This window comes from Clostridioides sp. ZZV15-6597 (assembly GCF_020657815.1).
In the GTDB taxonomy this organism is placed as follows: Bacteria; Bacillota; Clostridia; order Peptostreptococcales; family Peptostreptococcaceae; genus Clostridioides.
In genome coordinates this window covers 20,829-28,665 of sequence record NZ_JAGWCT010000050.1, presented here as the reverse complement: position 1 = coordinate 28,665, position 7,837 = coordinate 20,829, and the positions used below count along the sequence as shown (strand labels likewise).

Below are 7,837 nucleotides of genomic sequence, written 5' to 3'. Positions count from 1 at the left end.
ATTTTATATGATAATAAGAAATTCTTCAATATATGTAAGGCAAATATATATTTCTATTGCAAATTTTTGTTATTTATGATAATATAAATATGTTTTTAGTCTTTAAATAGTTATCATTTTAAGGAGGTGTGCGTAGATGGCAAAAGTATGTAGCGTATGTGGTAAAGGTAAGGTTTCTGGAAACCAAGTATCACACTCAAATAAACATAATAAAAGAACATGGTCAGCTAATTTAAGAAGCGTAAGAGCGATTATAGATGGAGCTCCTAAGAGAGTAAAAGTTTGTACTAGATGTTTACGTTCTGGTAAAATTGAAAGAGCTTAATAGCCACGTTTAAAAGCCTACTTCCGAAAGTAGGCTTTTTAAATTTAATCATTTTTACTCTTTCTCATAAATTTTAAAACTATGTTTGAAATCCATTTTGGTAACTTTATTGTTACTACTTTCATCAATACTCACCCCACACTTTATAGTTAAAATTATTTTAACAAAAAAATAATAATGCTCCACATCCAATAAGTATTAATGCGGTAAGTGCTGACCAAATCCAGCCAGGAAGCAACATAGATAAAATTACTGCCATTCCTGTTGCTAGACACAGTATTCCTAGCAATACCTTAGACTTGTTATTTCTCATGGAACACCTCCACATAGAACTTGTATCTACAAATATTTTCATATTTAAGTTTATGCGATAAGTTCCCATTTTAGACCGATAAACACATTATGTAATTTTAATTTTTTATACTGGAATTATTACTATCTTCTGATGCAGATTCTATAATATCTAAAATACCTCTTTTTTTACTTAACCTTTCAGGTCCACTATATAAAACTACTGGTATAACTTTTGGGAGTTTAAAATCTTTGCGCTCTATTTCTTCAAGACTCTTTTTCATTATAAAGCTTTTCCAAATTTGCTCTCTGTATGATTTTAACCTTGGTACAATCTCTGTATCCATTTCTGTTTGAAACTCCAACACTATATAGTGTGAAATTTTACGATTTTTAGAAAAAATTTTATAAATTATATCTACCTCCTTTCCTTTATATTCACATATAAAAGATGTTTCTAACTCTATATTTTTAAGAGTTAATTCCTTTGCTATTGAGACGCTTGTAAAATTTTGAATCAAACTTAAAAAACTTTCTTTATCTGAATACAGCCTTCTATATTCTTCACGTTTTTCTTTGCTTCTTTTTAAATTCATACAATTCCTCCCAGGTTATAGATTCTCTATCTTTTGATAAAAATAATCTATAAATTTTATTTTTTAATTTTCACTAGTGATTATTGACACTTATGATTAAAATATCCAATAAAGATATTTTTTTATATTTTTATTAAAAGATATACATTTTTATATTTTAATGTATTGACATTGACGTTACGTAAAAGTGTATATTTAATTTATAGGAGGTATTACTTATGGAATATACAGTTCAGAAATTAAGTAAAATAGCTGGTATAAGTACTAGAACCCTTAGATACTATGATGAAATCGAGCTTCTTAAGCCACTTAAAATAAATTCCTCAGGTTATCGTATATATGGTCAAAATGAAGTTAATAAGCTACAACAAATACTTTTTTATAGAGAGTTAGGTATTAGCTTAGAAAATATAAAAAGCATTATAAATTCACCAACTTTTGACAGTCTAAGTGCATTAAAACAACATCATAGCAAATTACTAGCTAAAAGAAAACAAATTGACTTACTGATAGAAAATGTAACTAAAACTATAGCATTAAAGGAAGGAAAATATATTATGACAGATTTAGAAAAATTTGAAGGTTTTAAAGAAAAGATGATTGATGAAAATGAAAAAAATTATGGAACTGAAATTAGAGAAAAATATGGTGAAGATGTAATCAATCAATCAAATAAAAAATTTAAAAATATGTCTAAAAAAGATTATGAGGATTGGCAAGATTTAAGTGTTGAGATAATTAGTAAACTCAAACAAGCTTTTGAAACTGGTGATGCATCTAATGAACTTTCTCAAGAAGTTGCAAGATTACATCACAAATGGTTGAGTTACACTTGGAATACATACTCTAAGGAAGCTCATGCTGCTTTAGCGCAGATGTATGTAAATGATGACCGTTTTACATCATATTATAATAAAGAACAACCTGGGCTGGCAAAGTTTCTGAGAGATTCCATATTATTCTATACAAGATAATACTCAATGTAAATCAATAAAAAGAGTGCTACTTTAAAATAGCACTCTTAAAAAATTTTATTTTGCAAATTCTATAGTTATAATCTGTGATAAAAATCTAACTTAGTTTTTATTAAAAGTAATTGTAACTTTAAATAAATCTCCATCTATATCTATCTTCATTTTACCACCTTGTAGCTCTACAAAACTTTTTGCTATTGCTAGACCAAGTCCAGAACCTTCTGTATTACGTGACTTATCTCCTCTTACAAATCTCTCCATTATATCATCTACACTAAAATCAATTTCAGTTGCTGACATATTTTTAAGCATGATATTTACTTGTCTATCTGTTTCTAAAATATCAATATATACTCTTGAATTTGGCATTGCGTATTTACTTATATTTATTATAAGATTCTCAAATACTCTAAATGTGCGTTGACTATCTAATGGTAATATTATTTTTTCACTTGAAAAATTATTTCTTACCTTCAGTGATGACTCTGCTATTTTATCATCTAATTCCAGTAATGTCTGTTTCATTAGAGATATAATATCTACATTTACTATATTTAAATGCACATCTCCACTATTTACCTTGCTCACTTCAAATAAATCTTCTATTAAATGTTGTAGTCTTTGTGACTTTCTATCCAATGTATCAATATACATTTTACGATTTTCATCTGTTATATTTTCATCCTTTAGTAAATCTATATAAGTGATTATAGATGTCAAAGGTGTTTTTAAGTCATGTGATACATTTGATATAAGCTCTGTTTTCATCTTTTGACTTTTAACTTCTTCATCAACAGCTTTTTTAAATCCAGATTGAATATTTCCAAGCTCATCTTTGATAGGATTAAAGAACCCTAAATCATCTTCCATATTTACTTCTAAATTTCCATCTGAAATTTTCTTTGTAACATCTAAAAGTTGATTGTATTCACATATTGTTTTCTTAGAGTAGTCTGACAATAACTTAAATAAAACTACTGAGTAAATTAATGCAAGTATTATTCCAAAGAACCACATACTACACATTATAACTATAATTAATAAGTTTACTGATAGAATTATAGCTATAGTTTTATTTGGCTTTTCTTTTAAATTTGTCATTCTAACTTGATTAATAACTACTTTACTTGATTTTTTAAACCATTTTAAAAACATTCCTGTCAAAGTATTTTTTACAAAGTATTCTTTTATTCCAAAGTTTAAAATATGTTTTAAAAGTGCTATAAATACAAATATTATTGAGAAGGCTACAAACCAATAAATTAAATTCATTGAGCTTACTAATATATTTGCCATTTTACTACTTATATCATTATTTATTAGATACTCTACATAATTTCCATTCAATGTGTTACTTATTATACCAGTAGGATATAAATCTACAATACCCTGTATAATAGCAATAGCAATAAAAAGTATCTCTAATGGTATTCTTGTGATTATCTCAAACCCTAATAACTCTTTAGATTTTCTATATGGAAATACTACAGCTACAATTACAACTATAGATATTATGATTTTTATAATCATTGCAGAAATCTTATAATACGAATTATTCTCTACATTATTTATATATCCACTTATATCATCACTACTATAAATCATTCCATAATCATTATATGAGCTATATGAACTATCTTGGCTTATTACTTTAGGTACAGCATATACTAATGTTTTATTTTTTATTGGGGATAATTTATATGAGATTGAATTCCCACCTAAATCTGTATCCATCAAATCTTCTCTAGATTTAGATAATAACATTTGGCTGATAATGCTTTGATTTACTCCATAAGAGTCTACAATATTTACTTTTCCATCTTTATCAAAATTCATTACAAGATAAAATCTATAATTTGCTTTTATATTTTTAATCTTTTCTTGTCTTTCTTCATCATTCATAGTTGTATCTTGAGGCTGATTTTTATCAGACTCTTCTTTTGATACATCATTTTTTGTTGTATCAAGTGCTTTTAATTCTTTATTCTCATTAAAAAGCTCAAAGTTATTTTCTTTATCAACTAAATAATATTTTAAATTTTTACTTGAATTATTAATAAAAGATTCCCATTCATCAAAGTTTTCATTAAAATCTGCATTAATACTATCATCAGAATAATAGGTATCTGAACCTTCATATGTGCTTTTTTCTTTACTAGCATTTTTTATATAATTTATAGTTTCTTCACTTAAAAAAAGCTTCGAAGGTTGTATCATCTTACCTTCTTGTTCTTCTTTCATATTGTGATATAAAACATAACTTCCTTTATATATGTCATCTACAAATCCTTCTTGCTCAAATGGATTTTTAGCTCCACCTTTAGAAGCTGCCTGTATAGTTGGATATTGACTAATCATACCTAATGATGCTGATAACATAAGTATAAAAACTATTGCACTAATTATATATTTTTCCTTAAATTTTTTCAATTTTGTATCCAACACCCCACACCACCTTTAAATATTTTGGATTTTTTGGGTCGATTTCTATCTTCTCCCTTATATTTCTAACATGTACCATGACTGTATCTGTATTTACAGCATTTTCATTCCAAACTCTTTCATATATTTCGTCTGCAGAAAAGACCCTTCCTGCATTTCTCATAAGTAAACTTAATATCTTAAATTCTATAGGAGTTGTTTTTATATAATTTCCATCAATACTAACTTCTTTTGTATTTTCATTTAATTCTAATCCACCTATTACAAATACACCTTCATTACTTTCTGAACTTTCTTCTTTATTTTTTATCATATTTAGATACTTAGTATATCTTCTAAGTTGAGAATTAACTCTAGCCAATAACTCTAATGGCTTAAAGGGTTTTGTTACATAATCATCCGCTCCTATGTTAAGCCCCATTATTTTATCAACTTCTTCTGATTTTGCAGATAACATTATCACTGGAAAATTATGATTTTCTCTAAGCTTCATTGTAAGCGTTATTCCATCCATTTGAGGCATCATTATATCAACTATAGCTAAGTGTATTTCTTGGCTTTCTATAATTTTAAGACCTTCCAATCCATTGTAACCTTTAAAAACATTATACCCTTGATTTAAAAGGTATATTTCTATAGCATCTGCTATTTCTTTTTCATCTTCTACCACCAAAATATTATATGAATTCATTTTAATCTCCTTTATATCAATTAATTTATAAACTACCTTTACATATATGATTATACAATATGATAGAAGTTTTTCCATTTTTTTATAAATTTATAGTGGTCTATTCTAATTATTTATCTTTAATGTCCATTTCAGAACCCTCCCTTTAATTTAACTTCAATACTGTTTTACCTTATTTATATATCTAATATTAAAGCTAAAAACTTAAGATATTATATATACTTTTCTAAAGATTTTCTAAAGATTTAAATTTACTTGCTTTAATATACACAAAAAAGTAGGCCTTATTGTATTAATTAAATCAACAACCTGAAATATAAATTTAATATCAATAAAATCTACTTTTTAATTTTTGCATATTTATTTTTAATTTATTTATTTTTTATAAAAATTTTTATTTTTATTTTATAAATGTACATATGTCTTCTACTGGTTTTTTAGATGGACTTCTTAAGTTATCTTCTGGTACTCCAAGTGCCAACATTGCTCCCAAGAAATATTCGCCTTTTTCAAATCCTGTTTCTTTCTCTAAAACAGCTTCTATCTCATCTGCTGCATAGTTCTGGCTTGTCAACCAACAAGAACCATACCCAAGTTCAATTGCTGATAATGTAAAGTTTTCAATTGCTGCTCCTAAACTTTGCATGCCTGGATTTCTTACAAATAACTTATCTATAGTCTCTTTAGGTGCATTTATAAGTTCTAACTCATAATAGCCGGATGGATTGTATACCTTTGTAAAAACTAATACCAAAACTGGAGCTTTTAAATAAAACAAAGTAAAGTTTGGCACAAATTTTCTAAATCTATTAGCTTTTTCTACTGATACTTTATCCATCTCTACAAGTATTTCTTGCTGTTTTTTAGTTATCACATCTGCTATCTTTTCCATTAAATCACGACGCTTTATAACTACAAAATGCCAGTTTTGAATGTTTTTACCTGATGGAGCTGCCCCTGCCGCTTTTACCATTTTCAAAATATCTTCATCTAAAACATCTTGTTCTTTAAATTTTCTTACACTTTGTCTTTTGTAAATAGTATCTTGTAATTCCATTTTTAAGTCCCCCTGTAGATTATTTTTGTTATTTAAAAACAAACTTTAAACTTCTCTTATTTTAATATATCATGTTCTAACAAATCTTTAAATGACTCTATAGAATAATCATATTCATCCACATTTCCAAAACCATATTTTGCATATACAAAAGGAATCCCAGCAAATTTAGCACTATTTGCATCCCCTTGAGTGTCTCCAATATAGATTGGGTTAGTTAGTTTATTTCTATCAATTATGAGTTTATTATTTTCACCTTTATGCAATCCAGTATTGCCAGGACACTCAAAATCTATAAAGTACTTTTCTAGCTTGTGTGCTTTTAAAAAAGATTCTATATATCCTTTTTGACAATTACTTACTATAAATAATTTATATTTTTCATATAATTTCTCGAGAGTATTTTCTATATCTTCAAATAATTTACCTCCATGTTCAGATAAGTAATCACATTCTCCTGCAGAACATTCATCTAATAGATTCTTTCTTTCTTCTTCATCTAAATCTGGAAATAAACGCTTTGCTATTTCATCAAATGAAAGACCCATAACACTTCTAAATAATTCTACTGTAACATTTAAACCTATATCCTCACGTTTATCTAAGACCTCTTGCCATACCTTACATACTCCTTCAGTTGAATCCCATAGAGTTCCATCTAAATCGAAAATAATACTGTCTATCACAAAAAATCCCCCTTGCGTCAAAAGTTATTATATATTTATAATTATATACTAAAAAGCAGATACAATTATAAATATATTTTACTTGATTGTATCTGCTCTGTAATATAAAATCAATTATTAAAGTCCATTTTTATAAATTTCTAACTACAAGTACACATCCTTGCTCTACTTTAATTTTACAAGAATTCCCTAACATAACATTGGATATTCCAATAGGTACTGAATACTTCATATAATAATTATCCAAAGGATATTCTAAACCAGTAAGTGTTACTCCTTTAGCATCTCCTTTTACAGCTATTACAGAAATAGTATCTCCTTTGTTTCCAAACAAGGTAAATTCTTCATTTTCAACTATATACATCTCTTCTTTATCTGAGAGTATCCTAGAATATATTCCATCTTCTTTTAAATAATATAATAGCTTTATATTTGCAAGAGTATGGTCAATTCTTCCACCTAGGGCACCAAAAAAATCAATATGGTTAGCTTTAATAGTTTTAGCTAAAAAGAGACATAGCTCTGTATCAGTTTCATCCTTTTTAGATGGAAATTTTTCAAATTTAACACCTTGATTTATATAGAAATTTATCTTCCCTTCTTCTATTGAATCTAAATCTCCTAAGATATAATCTGGTATTATATCCATTTTATAGGTGTGATTTGCGCCTCCATCTGCACATATTATGCAGTCATAACATTCTTTAAGTATAATATCTCTTGTAATTTTATAATCTTCAATTTCACCATTTAAAACAATACAGATTTTCATACC

9 protein-coding genes are annotated in these 7,837 nt (G+C 26.9%); 2 read left to right on the top strand and 7 right to left on the bottom strand.

Annotated features, from left to right (window positions below; all coding sequences use genetic code 11):
- Positions 1–136 precede the first annotated feature (136 nt).
- Positions 137–325: a 50S ribosomal protein L28 gene (rpmB, locus tag KGF52_RS12290; protein ID WP_003416297.1), complete on the top strand. Its 189-nt coding sequence runs from the start codon at positions 137–139 to the stop codon at positions 323–325.
- A 160-nt stretch (positions 326–485) separates the two neighbouring features.
- Here rpmB and KGF52_RS12285 read toward each other — a convergent pair whose 3' ends face one another.
- On the bottom strand, positions 486–638 hold the full coding sequence (locus tag KGF52_RS12285) for a hypothetical protein (protein ID WP_009893656.1): 153 nt from the start codon (positions 636–638) through the stop codon (positions 486–488).
- Between the two features lie 97 nt (positions 639–735).
- On the bottom strand, positions 736–1,212 hold the full coding sequence (locus KGF52_RS12280) for an Rpn family recombination-promoting nuclease/putative transposase (protein ID WP_227840376.1): 477 nt from the start codon (positions 1,210–1,212) through the stop codon (positions 736–738).
- 218 nt (positions 1,213–1,430) lie between these two features.
- On the opposite strand from KGF52_RS12280, the gene KGF52_RS12275 reads away from it, so the two are divergent.
- Positions 1,431–2,186 carry a MerR family transcriptional regulator gene (locus tag KGF52_RS12275; RefSeq protein WP_227840375.1) on the top strand — a complete coding sequence of 252 codons (756 nt, stop codon included), beginning with the start codon at positions 1,431–1,433 and terminating at the stop codon, positions 2,184–2,186.
- 102 nt (positions 2,187–2,288) lie between these two features.
- Here the strand turns inward: KGF52_RS12275 and KGF52_RS12270 are convergent, their stop codons facing one another.
- The 5 genes from KGF52_RS12270 to KGF52_RS12250 form a co-directional block, all read right to left on the bottom strand.
- Positions 2,289–4,631: a sensor histidine kinase gene (locus tag KGF52_RS12270; RefSeq protein WP_227840374.1), complete on the bottom strand. Its 2,343-nt coding sequence runs from the start codon at positions 4,629–4,631 to the stop codon at positions 2,289–2,291.
- Complete coding sequence (locus tag KGF52_RS12265; protein ID WP_227828127.1) at positions 4,603–5,319, bottom strand: response regulator transcription factor; 717 nt, start codon at positions 5,317–5,319, stop codon at positions 4,603–4,605. Before KGF52_RS12265 ends, KGF52_RS12270 begins: the two co-directional genes overlap by 29 nt.
- A gap of 400 nt (positions 5,320–5,719) precedes the next feature.
- A complete protein-coding gene (locus KGF52_RS12260; RefSeq protein ID WP_227840373.1) occupies positions 5,720–6,376 on the bottom strand; it encodes a nitroreductase family protein in 657 nt (218 codons plus the stop codon).
- A gap of 56 nt (positions 6,377–6,432) precedes the next feature.
- Positions 6,433–7,062 (bottom strand): HAD family hydrolase, encoded by a 630-nt coding sequence (locus KGF52_RS12255; RefSeq protein WP_227840372.1) that lies wholly within the window; start codon positions 7,060–7,062, stop codon positions 6,433–6,435.
- Between the two features lie 130 nt (positions 7,063–7,192).
- Positions 7,193–7,834 carry a thiamine diphosphokinase gene (locus KGF52_RS12250; protein ID WP_227840371.1) on the bottom strand — a complete coding sequence of 214 codons (642 nt, stop codon included), beginning with the start codon at positions 7,832–7,834 and terminating at the stop codon, positions 7,193–7,195.
- Positions 7,835–7,837: the final 3 nt, after the last annotated feature.

Bases quoted from the DNA above. Each gene is read 5' to 3' on its own strand.
- rpmB (WP_003416297.1), top strand. From the start codon at position 137: ATGGCAAAAGTATGTAGCGTATGTGGTAAAGGTAAGGTTTCTGGAAAC.
- KGF52_RS12285 (WP_009893656.1), bottom strand. From the start codon at position 638: ATGAGAAATAACAAGTCTAAGGTATTGCTAGGAATACTGTGTCTAGCA.
- KGF52_RS12280 (WP_227840376.1), bottom strand. From the start codon at position 1,212: ATGAATTTAAAAAGAAGCAAAGAAAAACGTGAAGAATATAGAAGGCTG.
- KGF52_RS12275 (WP_227840375.1), top strand. From the start codon at position 1,431: ATGGAATATACAGTTCAGAAATTAAGTAAAATAGCTGGTATAAGTACT.
- KGF52_RS12265 (WP_227828127.1), bottom strand. From the start codon at position 5,319: ATGAATTCATATAATATTTTGGTGGTAGAAGATGAAAAAGAAATAGCA.
- KGF52_RS12260 (WP_227840373.1), bottom strand. From the start codon at position 6,376: ATGGAATTACAAGATACTATTTACAAAAGACAAAGTGTAAGAAAATTT.
- KGF52_RS12250 (WP_227840371.1), bottom strand. From the start codon at position 7,834: ATGAAAATCTGTATTGTTTTAAATGGTGAAATTGAAGATTATAAAATT.